This is a genomic window from Nocardiopsis nanhaiensis, from assembly GCF_054778635.1.
In genome coordinates this window covers 34731-52736 of sequence record NZ_BAAGZJ010000036.1, presented here as the reverse complement: position 1 = coordinate 52736, position 18006 = coordinate 34731, and the positions used below count along the sequence as shown (strand labels likewise).

At 66.0% G+C, this 18006-nt stretch carries 10 protein-coding genes and 5 pseudogenes; 6 read left to right on the top strand and 9 right to left on the bottom strand.

The features are described 5' to 3' along the window. Window positions 1–13 precede the first annotated feature (13 nt). The 3 genes and pseudogenes from ACYVD1_RS18265 to ACYVD1_RS18255 form a co-directional block, all read right to left on the bottom strand. A complete protein-coding gene (locus ACYVD1_RS18265) occupies window positions 14–685 on the bottom strand; it encodes a zinc-binding dehydrogenase (RefSeq protein ID WP_460774085.1) in 672 nt (223 codons plus the stop codon). Next, entirely contained in the window at window positions 685–1152 is a 468-nt protein-coding gene (locus tag ACYVD1_RS18260; protein ID WP_460757784.1) for an alcohol dehydrogenase catalytic domain-containing protein, read from the bottom strand. The genes ACYVD1_RS18265 and ACYVD1_RS18260 overlap by 1 nt, the downstream gene beginning before the upstream one ends. A 30-nt stretch (window positions 1153–1182) precedes the next feature. Beyond that, a pseudogene (locus ACYVD1_RS18255) lies at window positions 1183–2310 on the bottom strand (ISAzo13-like element transposase-related protein); the annotation flags it as partial. 662 nt (window positions 2311–2972) lie between these two features. On the opposite strand from ACYVD1_RS18255, the gene ACYVD1_RS18250 reads away from it, so the two are divergent. The 3 genes and pseudogenes from ACYVD1_RS18250 to ACYVD1_RS18240 all read left to right on the top strand — a co-directional run bounded on the left by ACYVD1_RS18250 (window position 2973) and on the right by ACYVD1_RS18240 (window position 5589). Next, the gene (locus tag ACYVD1_RS18250; protein ID WP_460757785.1) at window positions 2973–4121 is read left to right on the top strand and encodes a glutathione-independent formaldehyde dehydrogenase; all 1149 of its coding nucleotides are present in this window, start codon (window positions 2973–2975) and stop codon (window positions 4119–4121) included. Window positions 4122–4457: 336 nt separating this feature from the next. Further along, window positions 4458–4741: pseudogene (locus ACYVD1_RS18245) on the top strand (helix-turn-helix domain-containing protein); the annotation flags it as partial. 617 nt (window positions 4742–5358) lie between these two features. Then, entirely contained in the window at window positions 5359–5589 is a 231-nt protein-coding gene (locus tag ACYVD1_RS18240) for a helix-turn-helix domain-containing protein (protein WP_460774048.1), read from the top strand. Window positions 5590–5629: 40 nt separating this feature from the next. Here ACYVD1_RS18240 and ACYVD1_RS18235 read toward each other — a convergent pair. After that, a protein-coding gene (locus ACYVD1_RS18235) for an IS3 family transposase (RefSeq protein ID WP_460774045.1) occupies window positions 5630–6810 on the bottom strand; the annotation gives its coding sequence in 2 pieces (ribosomal slippage) (window positions 5630–6549 and window positions 6549–6810; 1182 coding nt in all). 27 nt (window positions 6811–6837) lie between these two features. Here ACYVD1_RS18235 and ACYVD1_RS18230 point away from each other — a divergent pair. From ACYVD1_RS18230 to ACYVD1_RS18220, 3 genes and pseudogenes are all read left to right on the top strand, one after another. Further along, a complete protein-coding gene (locus tag ACYVD1_RS18230) occupies window positions 6838–7437 on the top strand; it encodes a transposase family protein (RefSeq protein WP_460774041.1) in 600 nt (199 codons plus the stop codon). Between the two features lie 5 nt (window positions 7438–7442). After that, window positions 7443–8104, top strand: a pseudogene (locus ACYVD1_RS18225) (hypothetical protein); the annotation flags it as partial. Between the two features lie 52 nt (window positions 8105–8156). Beyond that, window positions 8157–9422, top strand: a complete 1266-nt coding sequence (locus tag ACYVD1_RS18220) for an IS256 family transposase (protein WP_460774039.1) — start codon at window positions 8157–8159, stop codon at window positions 9420–9422. A 147-nt stretch (window positions 9423–9569) separates the two neighbouring features. Here ACYVD1_RS18220 and ACYVD1_RS18215 read toward each other — a convergent pair. From ACYVD1_RS18215 to ACYVD1_RS18195, 5 genes and pseudogenes are all read right to left on the bottom strand, one after another. Beyond that, a pseudogene (locus ACYVD1_RS18215) lies at window positions 9570–10457 on the bottom strand (IS701 family transposase); the annotation flags it as partial. A 92-nt stretch (window positions 10458–10549) separates the two neighbouring features. Next, window positions 10550–12289 carry a group II intron reverse transcriptase/maturase gene (gene ltrA / locus ACYVD1_RS18210; RefSeq protein ID WP_460774036.1) on the bottom strand — a complete coding sequence of 580 codons (1740 nt, stop codon included), beginning with the start codon at window positions 12287–12289 and terminating at the stop codon, window positions 10550–10552. Between the two features lie 670 nt (window positions 12290–12959). Next, window positions 12960–13320: pseudogene (locus tag ACYVD1_RS18205) on the bottom strand (transposase); the annotation flags it as partial. 159 nt (window positions 13321–13479) lie between these two features. Beyond that, window positions 13480–17262 (bottom strand): tetratricopeptide repeat protein, encoded by a 3783-nt coding sequence (locus tag ACYVD1_RS18200; protein ID WP_460774032.1) that lies wholly within the window; start codon window positions 17260–17262, stop codon window positions 13480–13482. Beyond that, window positions 17259–17702 (bottom strand): hypothetical protein, encoded by a 444-nt coding sequence (locus ACYVD1_RS18195; protein WP_460774029.1) that lies wholly within the window; start codon window positions 17700–17702, stop codon window positions 17259–17261. Before ACYVD1_RS18195 ends, ACYVD1_RS18200 begins: the two co-directional genes overlap by 4 nt. Window positions 17703–18006 lie beyond the last annotated feature (304 nt).

The window sequence follows — 18006 nt, the reverse complement described above, 5'->3', positions numbered from 1 at the left end:
CTCAGCCCGTGGGTCAGGCGGGGTTGAGCACGACCTTGGTCCAGCCGTCTTCGCGGGCGTCGAAGTGCTTGTAGGCCTCCGGCGCTTCCGCCAAGGCCAGGTTGTGGGACAGGATCCGGGAGTAGGCGACCTTGTCGGCGGCGATCAGGTCGCCCAGGTGGCGGTTGTAGCGCTTGACTGGGGCCTGCCCGCAGGCCATCTGCTGGCCCTTGAACCAGAAGTCTCCGAAATCGAAGCGGACCTTGCCCTGCCGGGACAGCCCATACGGGCCGCCTGGGTCCTGGGAAATGAACACCCCGACGGTGCCGATCCCGCCAGTGAACCGCACCGAGGCCACCAGCTTATTCAGGGTCGCCGCGTTGTCCTGGTTGCCCTGGGGGGCCTGGGCCCGGTGACGGACACACTCGGCACCACGGCCGACACCGACCCCCTTGGTGTGCTCCATGACCTGCTCGACCGGGTCACCCTTGGAATCATCGATCGCGATCGCCCCGACCCGCTCGGCCAGGCGCAGCCGGTCGGGATGGCGGTCAACGACCATCACCTTCAGCACCCCCTTGACGCTCGCGGAGAGGGCGGCCATCAGCCCGACCGGGCCGCCGCCGTAGATGACGATGGTTTCGCCCGCCTTCAGGCCCGACATCTCCACGGCGTGCCAGCCTGTCGGGAAGATGTCGGAGAGCATCACGTAATCGATCTCTTATCGCGGGCGTCCTCGGGCAGGCGCAAGCACTGGAAGTCGCCCCACGGGACACGCAGGTACTCGGCCTGGCCGCCGATCCAGCCGCCCATGTCGGCGAACCCGTAGGCGCCGCCGACCATGCCCTCCACGTTAGCGGCCAGGCAGTAGCTAATCAGCCCGTGCTCACAATTCTGGCAGTGTCCGCAGGAGACGTTGAACGGCACCGAGACCATGTCCGCGACCGCGGTCTTGGCGATCCCGGCGCCGACCGCGATGACCTCGCCGACGTTCTCGTGGCCGAGGATGCGGCCCTCCTCGAAGTCAGTGCGGCCCTCGTCCATGTGCAGGTCCGACCCGCAGATGTGGGTCGCTGTGATCTTGACCAGGACGTCAAAGGGTTGCTCGATACGCGCGTCCGGAACGTCAGCGATCCTCACGTCGTGGGGTCCGTTGCAGACAAGTGCCTTCATGATGATCGCCTTATGCGAACTGTAGCCAGGTCAGGTATGGGCGCCGTACCGGCTCGGTCCCGACAGAGTCGCGGGCGAGCTGATCGCGGGCAGCGACCACATGGCGTGGCTCTCCCTCCAAGACCTCCCGAGGTTCTGTCCAGTGAGCAATCGCGATCGGACGGCCCAACCCCATGCTCCACCATCACAACCCGGCTTACAAGCGTGTGCACCCCGGCCGGTGAAGTCCTCGATGCGTGCCGCCGACGGTTCCAACAGGACGCACGCGGGCATCGTGGCCGCAAAGTCGCCCCGTAAGAGCCTCTTTTTCTTCGGCGCTGTCCTTCGAGGGTTATTCAGCGGGTCGCGTAAAAATGTAGGCCGACTTCGGCCGAGATCGCTGAAGTGAAAGTCGATATCGGTCGGCGATAATCTATGTGCATAATTCTCCAGGGGGTTGCCGGAAAATAAGGCACAGTCTTGGTCATGGCTCCTACCGACCAAGGCTTCCAGGGCCCTGGCTGTGAGCGCGGTGATCGGGGCCGCTGCGACCGTATGCCGCAGACCATCGAGCACAGGGACGATCTCCAGCACCGCGTCTCCGACCGCTGCGGCGGGCGCGCTGAGCAACCGCGTCAGCTCGCCCTTGCGCGTCCTCCACCGGAAGTGGATGAAGGTGACCTGCAGCCGGTCCGACAGCGAGAGCGGTCCTCGTCGCAGTGCTCGGTGACGGACCCGCTTGTGGTGCAGGCTGATCGGCGGATGGTCGAGGATGTACCGCTCGGCGTCGGCCAGCAGCGCCGCGAACTCGTGTGCCTTGAGCCCGGTGAGCATGACGTGGTGCAGCCAGGCGGGCGCCCAGTCCTCGGGTTGGGTACGGTCCTCCTGCCTCGGAACCGGTGTCGGCGCGAGCTCCTGGGGCCGCAGCGTGTAGTTCCATGCGCCGTGCCAGTCGTGCCCGGTCAAAGGAAGGGCGTCCATGACCTCATCCGGCACAGTGAAGCCGGTGGGGTAGCTGCCCGGGTCGAGTTCGGCGTGCACCCTGATCCCGGTACGGGTGGTGGTCGCGCCGATGGTGTTGACCACGACCGCGTGGCTGGTCAACGGCCTGCCGCGTCAGTTGGTACTAATTGCGGAGAACAGCCGGTGCTCAATCTTGTTCCATTTCGAGGTGCCCGGCCCTCCAGCCCGGTCTCGTAGGCGAAGTCGGCCAGGTGCTTCTGCACTCCGTAAACTCCATCGGCGAAAAGGGATACATCGGCGTTGGCTTGATAACACCGTTCCGGAAGCCACGAGGAGGCGAGCTATTGGGCGGGCAAAAATAATTCAACACGAAGATCAATAAGATTCGCTATGTGATCGAACGGTCGATCACGAACTTCAAGACATGGCGGTGTATGTTCACAGTCTATAGAAGGCCACTTCGCACCTATGCCACTGCCTTTCGCGCCGTCTGAGCACTCCACTTCTTCAAGCTACTTTTTGCATAAGCCTCGCTGTTCCAGCGCAGTTCGGGCTGGTGGCCGAGCTGGATGTCGTTGGCGTCCAGTAGCACTTCGTCCTTGCGCGGCGCTTGCTCAGCTGTCGCGACCCCGAAGCCCTGTCCCCGGAAGGTTCCGCCTAAACGGGCGAGAGCGGCCGCCAACCACGGCCTACCAGCGGCGGGGATTGGGGACCCGGCGTCCCGGCTCTCCTGGCGGTCAGTCACGGAACCTTGACGTGTCTTGTCCGAATCATGGGCGTGAGGCTGTTTCGTCCCGGTGCTGGGAGAGCAGGGGACAGATCAAGGGCAGGTTCCCCACCAGTCCGAGTCCGCCCCGCACCCACGCTTGGAGAAGATCATGAAGGCCCTTGTGTACAACGGATCCCGCGATGTCTCCGTCGAGGAGGTCCCGGATGCCCGGGTCGAGCGTCCGACCGACGTGCTCGTGCGCATCACCGCCACCAACATCTGCGGTTCCGACCTGCACATGTACGAAGGGCGCACCGACCTGGAGCCCGGCAAGGTGCTCGGGCACGAGAACCTCGGCGTGGTCGCCGAGGTCGGTGACGGCGTGGAGCGCGTCAAGGTCGGCGACCACGTCTGCCTGCCCTTCAACATCGGCTGCGGGTTCTGTCGCAACTGCGAAACCGGCATGCCCTCCTACTGCCTGACCGCGAACCCTGACTCCGACATGGCCGGGGCCGCCTACGGCTTCGCCGGGATGGGCCCCTACTCCGGCGGGCAGGCCGAGTACCTGCGCGTGCCGTTCGGGGACTTCAACTGCCTGAGGCTGCCCGAGGACGCGCAGGAGAAGGAGGACGACTACGTCATGGTCGCCGACATCTTCCCCACCGGCTGGCACGCCACCCGCCTGGCGGGCCTCAAGCCGGGGGAGTCCTGCGTCGTCTACGGCGCGGGTCCTGTCGGACTGATGGCGGCCTACTCCGCGCTGCTCCAAGGGGCGTCCCAGGTGATGGTGGTCGATCGCCACCCCGACCGGCTGCGCCTCGTGGAGAGGATGGGGGCGATCCCTGTCGACGACTCCAAGGGCGACCCGGTCGAGCAGATCCTCAACCTCACCGACGGCCGCCGTGCGGACTGCGGATGTGAGTGCGTGGGTTATCAGGCTCATGACCATCTCGGTGTCGAGCACCCCGAGATGACCATGAACAACCTGGTGAAGTCGGTGAAGTTTACCGGCGGCATCGGGGTCGTGGGCCTCTTCCTGCCCTCCGATCCCGGAGCGGCGGACGAGATGGCCCGCAACGGTCGGCTCACCTTCGAGATGGGGACGTTCTGGTTCCAGGGGCAGAGGATCGGTACTGGCCAGGCGCCGGTGAAGGCCTACAACCGGCAGTTGCGGGACATGATCCACCGGGGCCGGGCGAAGCCGTCCTTTATCGTGTCCCACGACCTGCCGCTGCAGAGGGCGCCGGAGGCCTACGAGCACTTCGACAACCGAGAGGACGGCTGGACCAAGGTGGTGCTCAAGCCCGCGCTGGCGTGAGCGGGGCCGCTGGTTGGCCCGTCGGCCACGCAGCCGACACCACGGGGGCACGGAGGAGCTTAGGTTCTCATGGTGGTGGCAACACCTTAACTTCCAGGAAATGGCGACGACCGTGTCGTTGTCGCGGGAAGAGCGGTGATGTTGCTTCGGTTCGATGGACAGATCGGCATCGTCACCGAGGTAGGCCGACTGATCGAGATCAACCGGTATACCGCTTTCGGGTGGGCTCGTCAGGCCGGACCGCGCTCACGCCGCAGGAAACGGCCGCACCCAGCGCGCCAGGAGTACGAACGCCTGTGTACAAGTGCCCCGCGACAGACCGCGTGAGAAGTCGGGGTGAACGAGCGCACCGCAAGGGACTGGGACCACAGGGCACGCAAGTCCGGTAACGGTCGGCTCTACACCGACGGGTGCCGCGTGGACTCCCTCACCGGGTAGACGACCATCAAGTCCCTGGCCCGCTCTCCGCCGACGCTAGCCGCGCTCGAAGCGCAGGTGTACCCGCGTTTTCTGACTCTGACCGATCGGGGCCGGAGCGCGGATCTGCACCGCCAAGGCCAGAGCCTGCCAGCGATCGGCCGCCAACTGGGGCCCCTGCCTCGACCATCAAGCACACGCTCGGCGCTGTCACGACCGCAGTCAAGCAGTTCAGAAATCATGACAAACCGGAAGGCCAACTGGAGTGCCGGTCGTGACGCTGTGGGCACACCTGAAGGACCATCTGGTGAACCGGGCGTTCCGGGGCTTGGAGGAGTTGGGGTGGGTGCTGCGGTCCCATCTGCGCTCGGTCCAGCGACAGCCGGGTTGCTGCACGGTTTCGTCCGATCGGTCCGGTTGGATCCGTTCCCTATCCCGTCAAGCGCCTAATCAAAGATCAGTAGGACCGAAGTGTATCCCGTTGAGCGGCCGACTACACTTTTCACTCTTCCCATATCAGATTCCAGTAGGGGATCAGATACCGTTTCTGAGGCAATGAGGCCTGTGTTGGCGAAATTCATGGTCTGGTGTTTGCTTTCAAGGCTTGTGAATCAGCTTTCCCGGATTATTCTTATTCAATAAGAGAGGCAGAGTCTTGGAGGCTTATTCATAAGGCCTGTTCGCCGCAGAGGTCCGACCATCCGTCGAAAAAGCCAAAACGGGACGATCCGGACGCGTTTTCGCGTTCTGACCACACAGCAACGGCTCCTCCGCTGAAATCTGGGGTTGAGAAGACCAACCAGACGAAGCGGAAGAGCCGTTGGACCTGCAGCGTATAACCGGACTGACCCACGAACAACTCACCGACATCACCACCCGCGTCCACCTCCGGCTCGGGCCCCTGATCCGCCCCGGAGGCCGACCAGCCGCACTGGGCCTGTACCGATCGACCGCCCTGGTCGTGGCCCTGCACCGCCACAACCTCACCCAGGAACTGGCCGGCGCGGCCTTCAGCGTCTCCCAGGCCACGGTCAGCCGCCGCTGGGACTGAGGGGCCCTGCTGTTTCCGGACAGGCTTTGAACCGCCTGTCTCACGCGGCCAGTCGCATCTCCTGATGCGCCGCGTAAATCTCCGCGGGCGTGTTGTATCCCAACGCGGAATGAAGACGCCTGTGATTATACCAGTGCTCGATATACCGTGTGATGTCCCTCTGGGCGCGCTCACGCGTGGGATACACCACCCGATTGACCCGCTCGTTCTTGAGTGCTCCGAAAAACGACTCAGCCAGGGCGTTATCGTAGCAGACGCCCGTTCGCCCTGCCGGCCGTTTCAACCCGTTCCCAGCGAGGAAGTTACCAAATTCGCGTGACGTGTAGTTACTGCCCCGGTCCGAGTGAAAGATCGCCCCTGCGGACACCTTCCCGTTCCGCTGGGCGTTCTTGACCGCCTGGATGATGAGCGGGGTCCGGTAATGGTCGCCCATCGCGTATCCGACGACCTCTTTGGTACAGCAGTCGATTACGGTCGCCAGATACAGCCATCCCTCCCAGGTGGGAATGTAGGTGATATCGCCGACGAGTTTCACCCCGGGGCGCGGGGCGGTGAAGTCGCGCTGGACCAGGTCGGGGATCGCGGCGGCCTCGTCGCCGTCGGTCAGGCAGACCCGGGCCGGGCGTGGCTGGCAGGGCTCCAGGCCCATCTGGCGCATGAGCAGGCGTACCAGCTCGGGACCGGCCTGGACGTCCCAGCGCTGGAGCCGGGCATGGATGCGCCGGTACCCGTAGGTCTCATCGGAGTCCTTGAACGCTTGCCGTATGAGGAGCTTGAGGTGTTCCCTGCGTTCGGCGGTCGCCGACTCCGGCCGGTTTCTCCATTCGTAGAAACCGGAACGGGAGACGTCGAGCGTGTCGCACATGAACGTGACAGGGTAAGCGTACTCCGCGTCGCCGATTTTCTGAGTTTCCATGAACTCGTACTTGGCGGCTACCGGTGATCCTTCGCGAAGTACGCTGCGGCTTTTTTTAGGAAGGAGTTCTCGCGTTCGAGTTCGGCGTTGCGCCGTTCGAGTTCGCGCAGGCGGGCCCGGTCGCTCATGTCAAGGGTGGGTGCTTGGTTGTGGTGATCGCGTTTGTGCCGTCGCACCCAGTTGCGGAGTGTCTCGGAGCTGATGCCGAGTTCCTTTGCGACCTGGGCGATTGGCTTTTGTGTTTCGATCACCAAGCGTACCGCTTCCTCGCGGAACTCCGGTGAGTACTTGCTTGTCCTGCCCACGTTTCCCCTCGTTTCCTTACGAGACCATTGTATTGGGTCCCTGTCCGGAAACCTCGGGGCACCTCAGACCTCCTTCGCCCCCTCATCGGTGCCGAACTCACCGCCCTGATCCCCGACCCGGCCGACATCACCGGCGCCTCGACCGTCCTGATCGACGGCACCCTCGCCCCCACCTGGGACTGGAAGGCAGCCCAGAGCATGTACTCGGGCAAGCACGAGACCACCGGGTTCAACCTCAAACTCGCCGCTACACCCGCGGGCCACATCGCCGCTGTGGGGCCGGTACCGGTCCCCGGGGCACGTCACGACGCCCACGCCTACTACGCCAGCGGCCTGTACGACCTGGTCAGCGAATCGAACGGTATCTTGGGCGACAAGGGTTACCAGGCCCACGCCGACATCAGCCCGACCAAGAAGCCCTCCGGTGGGGAACTAACTGACCAGCAGGAGGCCAACAACACGGTGGTCGATAGTGTGCGGGCCGCCGTCGAGCGGGCTGTCGCTCACCTGAAGACCTGGCGCATGCTGCAGAGCCGTTACCGTGCCCCGCTGTCCAAGTTCAAAGAAGCCCTCGCGGTGATCATCGGTCTGTACTTTTACACCCGCTACTTCGGGGCTAATGAATAAGCCTCTTGGCCGACGCAGAACGCCAGAAGGGCCAGAACGAGAGCCGCCTCACGGTCGGTGTGCTCGCTGATCCTGTCGCCATGCCAGTTCTGATCGGGGAACAGCTCGCTCAGGACCTTCCACAGTTGTTGACTCAACAAGTCGACTCAGAACAAAGCTGGGCCGCCCAGGCACACTGGGAACACCTGCCGCCCAGCGACAGCCGCCACACGGCGATGATGGAGCTCGCCGAGACCAAGTTGGCCGAGCACGGCTGGGACATGGTCGTGTGCGTGACCGACCTGCCCATGCGCAGCGGCGGGCGAGCGATCATGGGTGACATGAACAGCCAGCGGCGCGTAGTCGTGGTCTCGTTGCCGGCCTTCGGGGCCATGGCGCTGCGGCGCAGGGTCGGTGCGGTCGTGGCTCAGCTCGTCGCTGATATGTACAGACCCGGGACTCCCCAGGAGGGGACCGCGCAACACGCACGAAGCCGGATCCCCCTACTAGCGGGGCGTTTTCGGCGTCACACCCCCGACCAGCCCGGAGTCGATGCCCGGATCTCCTCCAGGTGGGGGGTCTGCGCTTGTTGTTGGGAATGGTACGAGCCAACCGGCCTTGGCACCTGATCTGGAGCTTGACCAGCCCGCTGGTCGGTGCCTTTGCCTTCAGCGCATTCTATTTGCTAACGCCGGGACTGTATAGATAAGGGTGTAACTCCAAGAGGGTAGGAGTGCACCATGAGTGACAAGACGCAGGTCAAGACGGATACTGGCAGGTCGGACGAGGCCCTGGTCGCGGAACTGGTCGCCAAGGCCAAGGCCGAGGGCATCGAGCTGGTCGGCGAGAACGGGCTGCTCTCACGGCTGACCAAGACCACCCTGGAGAACGTGCTCGAAGCCGAGATGGACACCCACCTGGGCTACGCCAAGCACGAGCGCTCCACCGAGACAGCCGGCAACGCCCGCAACGGCACCCGGTCCAAGACCTTGACCACCGAGGCCGGGCCCGTCGAGATCGAGGTACCCCGCGACCGGGACAGCTCCTTCGAACCCCAGATCGTGCGCAAACGCCAGCGCAGGCTGAGCGGGGTCAACGGGATCGTGCTCTCGCTCTCGGCCCGCGGACTCACCCACGGCGAGATCTGCGCCCACCTGGCCGAGGTCTACGACGCCAACATCTCCAAGCAGACCATCTCGGCCATCACCGATGCCGCTATGGAGCGCATGTCCGAGTGGCAGAACCGGCCCCTGGACCCGGTGTACCCGGTGCTGTTCGTCGATGCGATCAACGTCAAGATCAGCGACGGCCAGGTCGCCAACCGGCCCATCTACGTGGTGCTCGGGGTCACGGCCGAGGGCGAGCGCGACATCCTGGGCTTGTGGGCCGGTGACGGGGGCGAGGGCGCCAAGTACTGGGCGCACGTGTTCACCGAGCTGCGCAACCGCGGGGTTGAGGACGTGCTCATGCTCGTGGCCGACGGGATCAAGGGCATGACCGAGGCGGTGGAGGTGGTCTGGCCGCGCACGGTGGTCCAAACCTGCATCGTGCACCTGCTGCGCAACAGCTTCCGCTACGCCTCGCGCACGGACTGGGAGAAGGTCGCGCGTGCCCTCAAGCCGGTCTACACCGCCGCGACCGAGGAGGCGGCCCTGGAGCGCTTCGCCGAGTTCTGCGAGGACTGGGGGCAGCGCTATCCGGCGATCGTGCGCTTGTGGGAGAACGCCTGGGCCGAGATGGTGCCGTTCTTGGCCTTCGATGTGGAGATCAGACGGATCATCTGCACTACGAACGCGGTCGAGTCGATCAACGCCCGGATCCGCCGTGCGGTCAAGGCGCGCGGGCACTTCCCCAACGAGCAGGCCGCGCTCAAGTGCGTCTACCTGGCGTTGCTGGCCTTGGATCCCAAGGGAACCGGGCGAGCCAAGTGGACCAACCGGTGGAAGCGGGCGCTGAATGCCTTCGAGGTGACCTTCGAGGGCCGGCTGACCCCGACACGCCGCTGACCAGGAAAAATAGTTACACCCTTAACTTGACACACCCTGGAACCGCAGGTCACAGCACAGAACATGAGTCTCTAACCAACCCGGGGCGATTCAGGTGAGGACATCGGGGTGGTCGGGTCCCAGTACTACAGTTGCGCTTCCGTTTTGTCATGATTCCCGCGCTGCCCGTCTGCGGTAGTGAAGCCGTTGAGCTCGCGCTTGATGAGCGCGTCTGAACACCGACCAAGCCAACAGATGCTCCAGACCGTGCTCGACCTTGAAGAACCCGTGCAACAGGCGGGTGATCTCGTTGCAGGTCAGCGCCACCAATCCCGACCAGGGCGGGTAGTGGTACAACTCCCGCAGACGGCAGATGGCCAGGAAGGCGTAGGCGACCATCACCAGCAGGCTCCACCGGTGCCAGGACCTCCACGTGCGCACCTGGTGCTCGTCCAGCCCGGCCAGGCCCTTGCCCTGGGCAAAGGACTCCTCCACCCGCCAACGGCGCCCAGCCACCGCCACCAGCCGCGCCAGCGAGACTGCCTCGGGTGCGTAGCAGCGGAAGAACGCCAGCTCGGCGGTGGTGCGATTGCGGCGCATCAGCACCCACCGCACCCCGGCCTGGTCCGCGTGGTCGTCGATGAGTGCCCAGTCGTAGAACCGCTCGCCCTTGGACCCGGCCCCGGCGGAACGCTTCTGCCTGGCCCCGGCCGGGGCCAGGACGGCCAGCTCCTTGACCTTGATGGAACCGCGCGGGGTGGCGAGGCTGTCGGTAGCGGCCATCTCCATCACATAGCCGACCCTGCATTTCTCCAGGTAGGCGCGTAGGGCGGGGTTGCGTCCGTACACCTCGTCGCCGGCCACCCACGCATCCGGAGCGTGCTGTAGGGCAGTGGCGATCATCTGGCGGGCCAGCACTGGCTTGGTGGCGAACTCCACCTGTTCGGGCACGCCCGCTGCGTGGAGTCGGGACTGGTCCTGGGTCCAGCAGGAGGGCAGGTAGAGGCGGTGGTCGATCAGGGCGTGGGCATCGGGTGTGGTGTAGGCGAGGTAGAGTCGGGTAGGACCGCCGCATTGCTGCGACGGTCCCCCTCAGAACCGGCCGTGCGGGCTTTCCCCGCAGCTCGGCTCAAGCAAGCCCTGAAGGCTCACAGGCATGCAGCAGCACAGGACGAGTGGATAAGACGGAGCCGCACCCCGTCCGAGCATCCGATCCCGCGATAGGTGATCATCCTAGTGGTGATCGCCCGGCGGGTGACCCGCACCCATTGCTCCCACTCGGTGGGGCTGGACGGCGAGTCATCGGCGTGCAGCAACAGACCCCGGCAGATCAGACACTGCCCGTTCTGCGCCTGGAGCAGACGCAGGGTGGCACGGTCGATCGGCGGCGGTGCGCTGGTGCGGCGCCGTTGGGCCCAGTAGGTAGCCAGGGCAGGATCGTCCGGGGACGCCCCGCCGTGGACCATCTGGTGTCGGACGATCTTCGTCCAGGCGAATTTCAGCAGGTAGGCGCCGCTGTCGCGGTCGCCGAAGACCCACTGGTCCTGCCGGGACTTGTTGAACGTGCCGTAGTACCGGGCGGTGACCCAGTGCCGTGGCTTGTTCGGGTGAGCGCGGGTCGCCCACTTGTAGGTGAGCTTCCACATGTAGTCGTCCAACCCGGTGAAAACCTCGCTGGCGACCACACTCCGGTAGTAGGCCGACCACCCGCGGACGATCGGGTTGAGTCGTCGTAGCACCGCGGCGGCGTTGGCCCCGTGCAGGGACCGCACCTCGGTGCCCAGCCTGTTCCGGATCCGTCTGACGGCCTCGCGGCTGGGTTTGATCAGCAGCTTGCCGTGGTAGCGGCGGATGGTGAAGCCGAGGAAGTCACAGCCCTCGTTGAGGTGGACGACGTGTGTCTTGTCCTCGTTGAAGACCAGCCCTCTCGGGTTCAGCCACTGGGCGAGCCGGGCCTTGACCTGTTCGGCCTGTTCCCGTGAATGGCACAGGGCGACAAGATCGTCAGCGTATCTCACCAGCAGCGGGGAGCCCGGCATGGTGTCACCGGCGCGACGGCCGGACTGCCGGTACCGGACTCCCGCAGCCGTCTCCATCCCGTGCAAGGCGATGTTCAACAGCACTGGGCTGATCACACCGCCCTGAGGAGTGCCCTCCTCGGTCGGCATGAACCGGCCTTCTTCGACCACACCCGCTCGCAGCCACTGCCTGACCTCTTCCCGTGCGGGAAAGGACCCGAGCTGCTGGAGAAGGTGGTCGTGGTCGATGCGGTCGAACGCCGCTGCCAGATCCGCGTCCAGCACCCACCGGCGGCGGGCTCTGCTGCCCTTGGCCGTCCAGTAGATCGCCGCGATCGCGTCCTGACAGCCGCGGCCGGGCCGGAAGCCGTACGACTTCGGCTCGAACCGCGCTTCCCACTCCGGCTCCAGTGCCTGACAGACCCGGGCTTGCTCGACCCGGTCCAGGATCACGGGAATGCCGAGTGGGCGTTTCTTGCCGCCTGGTTTGGGGATGTACACCCGCTTGGCGGGCCGGGCCGTGCCTGGGCTCGTTCGGTGCTGGACCCAGTGGGCCAGTTCCGCTTTGCCCGAGGCGGTCAGGGCCACCTGACCGTCGATCCCGGCCGTCTTGCCTCCTGCGTTGATCTCCGTCACTCGCCGTACGCTGACCAGCGTGTTGGCTCGGGAACGGAGCATCAGTTTCTGCAAGTTGCGGACCCTTTTGAGGTCCCCTGCCTGTGATGCCGCGAAGATTCTCTGCCGCAGTCGCCGTACTGACTCCTGCTGGGCCTGCCAGTCGATGGCGTCCCAGTCGAGCGGGGTGTCCTCCGGTCTGTTCACCGGGTCGGTGCTGGTCGCGGCCGGATCAGCAGCGGATATGACCGTCACGGTGTCTAACGTGCCCTTCGGTTCCGGTTCCTTTTCGACAGGACTCTTCACAGGCTCACCCGGCCCACGTCAGCACCCTTTCGGGTCCGGGCATGTGCCCGTATCCGGCCAGTTATGCGGGACTCGGCGGAGGTGCCGGTACCGTCCCGGTTTCCTGTTGCCTTTCGGCGTGCCGGCCTTGGCTTCTTGGGCCGTCCTGCGCCCGCTGGGGACTTGGGCCTTCCTTGCGGTTGGCTGACCAGACCAGTGGGTCTGGACCCCAACGGGGTTGTCGCGTTCCGCACGCGTGAGATGCGACCGGGTTGGGCGCCCTCATTACCCCGGGACGGTGGTGTCCTCCCGGCCGACTCGCCGTCTTCGACCGGCACCTGCCGTTTCTCAGCGGCCAGTCCTGCGCCCCGCCCTTGCTTTCCATCTGCGAGGCTTGCCATCACGAGGCATCGTTGAGGGTTCAGGCAGCTTCACCCGTCCGGTCTTCCCCTTGCCTGTAACCCCCGGATGCAGCGGGGGTGTCCTTGGGCTTCTTCCCCGAGCTTCGCACCCCGCCGTTACCAGCGGTGCACGTCAGGGAGGGGACGGGCCTTGGACACTGGCCCGGGCTACGTCCTCGGCACCATGCCGACCTCCTTCCTTGCGTAGCCACTCACAACGTGCGACTTCGCTTCGCACCGGCAACCTGGCAGTTTTCGACCTGGCTGGTGACGCCCGTGTACTGGCGGGCCACGCCGACGGTGTCGCGGCCCTTCTTGATGTCTCCGGTCTCGTCGACCACCAGGACCACGTCGTGGGGTGCCCAGGTGGCCGATGACGTAGCCGCGCAGGGCCCCTCACAGGGACGCCTCGTTCATGGAGGCCTGGGACAGCAGGCGTTGGATCCGGTAGGGGGACCGGTGTCCGGCCTGTTCGGCCAGGGTCCAGCAGTTCTTGGTCGTGAGCGGGGCGAGCAGGCAGGTGATGACTTGGCGGGCGGTGGTGCGGGTCTCGGGGCGGGCCAAGTGCGGATCGATGACTGTTTCGGTGAGCTCGTTCAGTAGGCGCGGCCAGCGCTGGGCCGCTACGCTGGTGGCTGCGGCTGCCGCCTGTTTTTTCTTTGTCTTCACAACCATCGATGATCGGGCGGTGGCCGTTGTTGTGTCCGGCAAACGCTCAGATCCGCGACATCATGCCCGACCAGTTCACCCCAGAAGGCATCAGGTCAGGGCAAAACGGAAGCGCGACTGTAGTACCAGGATGCGCTGTTGGTCGGGTAGTAGTTCTTCGAGGGTGGTGGTGGCTGTGGTGGGGTTTCCGGCCTGGCCTTGCCAGTAGGCGAGTTCGTGGCGGGTGTCCAGGGTGGAGGGGTGGTCGGGGCCTTGGATGCGGGTGCGGTCGGGTAGTAGTTCTTCGAGGGTGGTGGCGGCTGCGGTGGGGTTTCCGGCTTGGCCTTGGAAGTGGGCGAGGTTGGCCCGGGTGTTCAGGGTGTGGGGGTGGTCGGGTCCCAGGATGCGCTGTTGGTCGGGTAGGAGTTCTTCGAGGGCGGTGGCAGCCGCAGCGGGCTCTCCTGCCTCACCCTGGAAGCGGGCGAGCTCGTGCCGGGTGGTGAGGGTGTGGGGGTGGTCGGGTCCCAGGATGTGTTGTTGGTCGTCCAGCAGGTGCTCATAGGCGGTGACGGCCGCAACCGGGTTTCCGGCCTCGCCTTGGAAGCGGGCGAGGTTGGCTCGGGCGTTGAGGACATCGGGGTGCTCGGGTCTCAGAGTGCGTTGATGGTCGTCCAGCAGGTGTTCCAGGGCGGTGACGGTGCCTGCGGGGTCTCCGAGCTCACCCTGGAAGTAGACAAGAGCATGGCGAGTGGTCAGGACATCGGGGTGGTCGGGTCCCAGGGTGCGGGTGCGGTCGTCCAGCAGGTGTTGCAGGGCGGTGACGGCCGCTTGGGGGTCTCCGGCCTCGCCCTGGAAGCGGGCGAGAACGGCCCGGGTGGTCAGGACATCGGGGTGGTCGGGGCCCAGGATGCGTTGTTCGTCGTCCAGAAGGTATCGCAGGGCGGTGGCAGCCACGGCGGGCTCTCCTGCCTGGCCCTGCCAGCGGGCGAGTTCGTGGCGGGTGTTCAGGGTGTGGGGGTGGTCGGGTCCTTGGATGCGGGTGTGGTCGTCCAGCAGGTGCTCATAGGCGGTGACAGCCGCAGCGGGATCCCCGTCCTCACCCCGCCAGCGGGCGAGAACAGCCCGAGTGGCTAGGACCTCGTGGTGCTCGAGTCCCAGAGTGCGTTGTTGGTTGGTCAAAAGCTGTTCCAGGGTGTGGACAGCTCCGGCCGGGTCCCCGGCTTGGCCTTGGAATCGGGCGAGTTCGTGGCGGGTGGTCAGGACATCGGGGTGGTCGGGTCCCAGGACGCGCTGTTTATCGGGCAGGAGTTCTTCGAGGGTGGTGGCGGCTGCGGCCGGGTCCCCGGCTTGGCCTTGCCAGCGGGCGAGGTTGTGCCGGGTGGTCAGGGTGGAGGGGTGGTCGGGGCCCAGGATGCGTTGTTGGTCGGCCAGGAGGTGTTGCAGGGTGGTGGCGGCTGTGGTGGGGTTTCCGGCCTCGCCGTGGAAGCGGGCGAGTTCGTGGCGGGTGGTCAGGGTGTGGGGGTGGTCGGGACCTTGGATGCGGGTGCGGTCGGCCAGGAGGTGTTGTAGGGCGGTGGCGGCTGTGGTGGGGTTTCCGGCCTCGCCGTGGAAGCGGGCGAGTTCGTGGCGGGTGGTCAGGGTGGAGGGGTGGTCGGGGCCTTGGATGCGGGTGCGGTCGGCCAGGAGTTCTTCGAGGGCGGTGGCGGCTGCGGTGGGGTTTCCGGCTTGGCCTTGCCAGTAGGCGAGTTCGTGGCGGGTGGTCAGGGTGTGGGGGTGGTCGGGGCCGTGGATGCGGGTGCGGTCGGGCAGGAGTTCTTCGAGGGCGGTGGCGGCTGTGGTGGGGTTTCCGGCCTCGCCGTGGAAGCGGGCGAGTTCGTGGCGGGTGTCCAGGGTGGAGGGGTGGTCGGGGCCCAGGGTGCGTTGTTGGTTAGTCAGGAGATGTTGCAGGGTGGCGGCGGCTGCGGTGGGGTTTCCGGCTTGGCCTTGCCAGTGGGCGAGGTTGCCTCGGGTGTCCAGGGTGTGGGGATGGTTGCGTCCCAGGGTGCGTTGTTGGTTAGTCAGGAGATGTTGCAGGGTGGCGGCGGCTGCGGTGGGGTTTCCGGCCTCGCCTTGGAAGCGGGCGAGTTCGTGCCGGGTGTCCAGGGTGTGGGGATGGTTGCGTCCCAGGGTGCGTCGTTGCTCAGCTCGGAGCTGTTGTAGGGCGGTGACCGCGCCTCTGGGGTTTCCGGCTTGGCCTTGGTAGCGGGCGAGTTCGTGGCGGGTGGTGAAGGTGCCGGAGTGATGGGGGCCGAGGCGTTGATGAGCTGTGTCGGCCATGTGCTGCCAGTAGTCCACGGCCTCGCCCACCCGGCCGCCTTCTCCCAGGCTGCGGCCCGCGCGGAACAGGACCGGGTGGCCATCGGGCTCCCACAACCAGTCCTCGCTGGTCGAGCCGTGTGCTGTGTGGTAAGTGCGCAGTATGGCGGTGTTGCTGCGCAGTAACTGGGACAAGGTGGTGTCGCGCTCGATCTCGGGCCAGATGTGCAGCAGGGCGTCGGCTAAGGAACGTACGTCTTCTCGGGTAGGGCGGGTGTGGGTGTGTTCGCGGGTGGCGCGTTGGACGAGTTGGTGGGCGCTGATCAACTGGCCACCGGGCTGGGGCGGCTCTTGGGCGCTGGATGGGTTGGTGCGGGTGATCAGGTTCAGCCGGTGCAGGCTGGCCAGACCAGCGCTGATGTCCTGGGCCGACCAGGCAGGTGCCGGTGCCTCGTCGGTGCGGCCGGTGCTTTTTACGGCATGTAGTGCCCGTCTGACCCTGTGCCACCAGCGTTTCGCGCTGGGAGCACTGTGGGAGTCGGTAGCGGGTTCGGTGGCCGGCGCGCGGCTACTGGCCAGGTACTCCAGGACCGGTGGGGCGGTCAGGACCTGTTCGGGGATGGCGGTGCCGTCCAGCAGGGCGATCAGTCCCATCAACGGGCGGGCCAGGCCCTGGGGGGTGAAGGTATCGGCCCGGTTCAGCGACAGGTCCCAGGTGGCCGCCAGCGGGGTCGGGGCCTCCCAGTCGGGGAACACTTCGGCCAGGGTGCGCACCCGGTCGCCGAACAGCTGCCGGTAGGCGGCGGGCTCCAGACCGAGTTCGGCCATGTAGGTCACCGCCTGGCCCAGGGCCAGGGGCAGATACCCCAGGTCCCGGGCCAGGCAGTCAAGTTCAGAAGCACTGTGGCCGATCCCGGCCTCGTCCAGGGCTTGGGTGAGGAAGGTGCGGGCTTCGTCGGGGGTGTAGACATCGACCTCGAGTAGGTGCCGTCCCTGCTGGGTCAGGGAGTGGTCGCGCCTGCGGGTGGTGACCAGGACCCGGCCCTGGGGCTGCTCTTGCGGGGGCCACAGGTCCTTGGTGTGTGCGGGGTCGGCCAGGTCGTCCCAGATCACCAGCCACCGTCGATCCTGGTGTTTGTTGGGGTCCTGGAGCCAGGACAGGAACAGCTGCGCGGCATCTTCGGGATCGTCGGGGGTGGTGGCGAACAACTGGCGGGCGGCCTGGGCGTAGGCGTCGGTGATCTGGTCGCGGGTGGCGGCGTTGGCCCAGATGAGCACGTCCAGGCGTTGTTCGGGGTCGGTGGCTTGGGTCAGGGTGCGGGCGTGGTGGGCGGCGAGTTGGGTTTTGCCGACCCCGCCGGTGCCGGACAGGACCTGGCGCAAGACGACGGTGCCGAAGCTGTTCAGCGCGGTGTGGAGGTGCTCGGCGATGTGCCGGTGCTGGTAGTGGGCCACCTGCTCGGGGATCGCGCCGATACGCAGGGGCCAGTCCACCTGGTGAGCCGGGTAGTGGTGGTGGTTCTCCTCCTTGCCGGTGACGGGTCCGTGGAAGGTGCCATGGCTGAAGTTGATGTGGTCGCCGTCGTAGGAAGAACTCACCTGTCTGGCTCCGTGTCGGGTTCCTTGTTGCTGTGGGGGGCGGTGCCGGAACGGTCGCCCTTCTTGCCGGTGACGGGTCCGTGGAAGGTGCCATGTTCGAAGTCGATGTGGTCGCCGTCGTAGGAGGTGCTGCCTGTGTGTAGGTCGCCGGTACTGCCTGTCTGAATGACGGCTCCTCCGGAGATATTCTCGGTGGTATTGGACGTGCGTGTGTGGCTCGGGAGCCCTGTGGCTTGGGGAGGAGAGGAGGGTGTGCGGGTGGTGGCCCAGATGATCGCGTTGACGGCGAGGGCCAGCGCGCAGGTGATGCCTGCTGCCCAGGCGGCTGCTTCCCACCCCGCTCGAGTGGTGGGACCTCCGCCAAACCACAGTCCCGCGCCGAGTGCAGCCACGATTGTGACGGCTGCTGCCATCGCGCCGATCCGCCTCGCTTTGGTCATGTGATTGATTGTGGCGCGTGAAGCCGCGCTGGGTAAGGGGTTGTGTCGGAAACGGTCATGTGGGGGCCACGGTGGCGGGGTAGGACGGGCCCGCTGCCGGGTATACCCCACGCGGGGCAGTCAGGGCGGCTGTGGGGCGCTGACGGGCGAGCCCAGCGTGTCGCGGTTCGGTCACGCGTAGGTCAAGTGCTCCGGGAGGTCGAAGCCCACCTGCACCCACCTTGTACTGGGGAGCACACCAGGAGCACACCTGGCCCCCAAACGCCGCGAGGACCTCTTTCGAGGTCCTCACGCACCCCGTCTG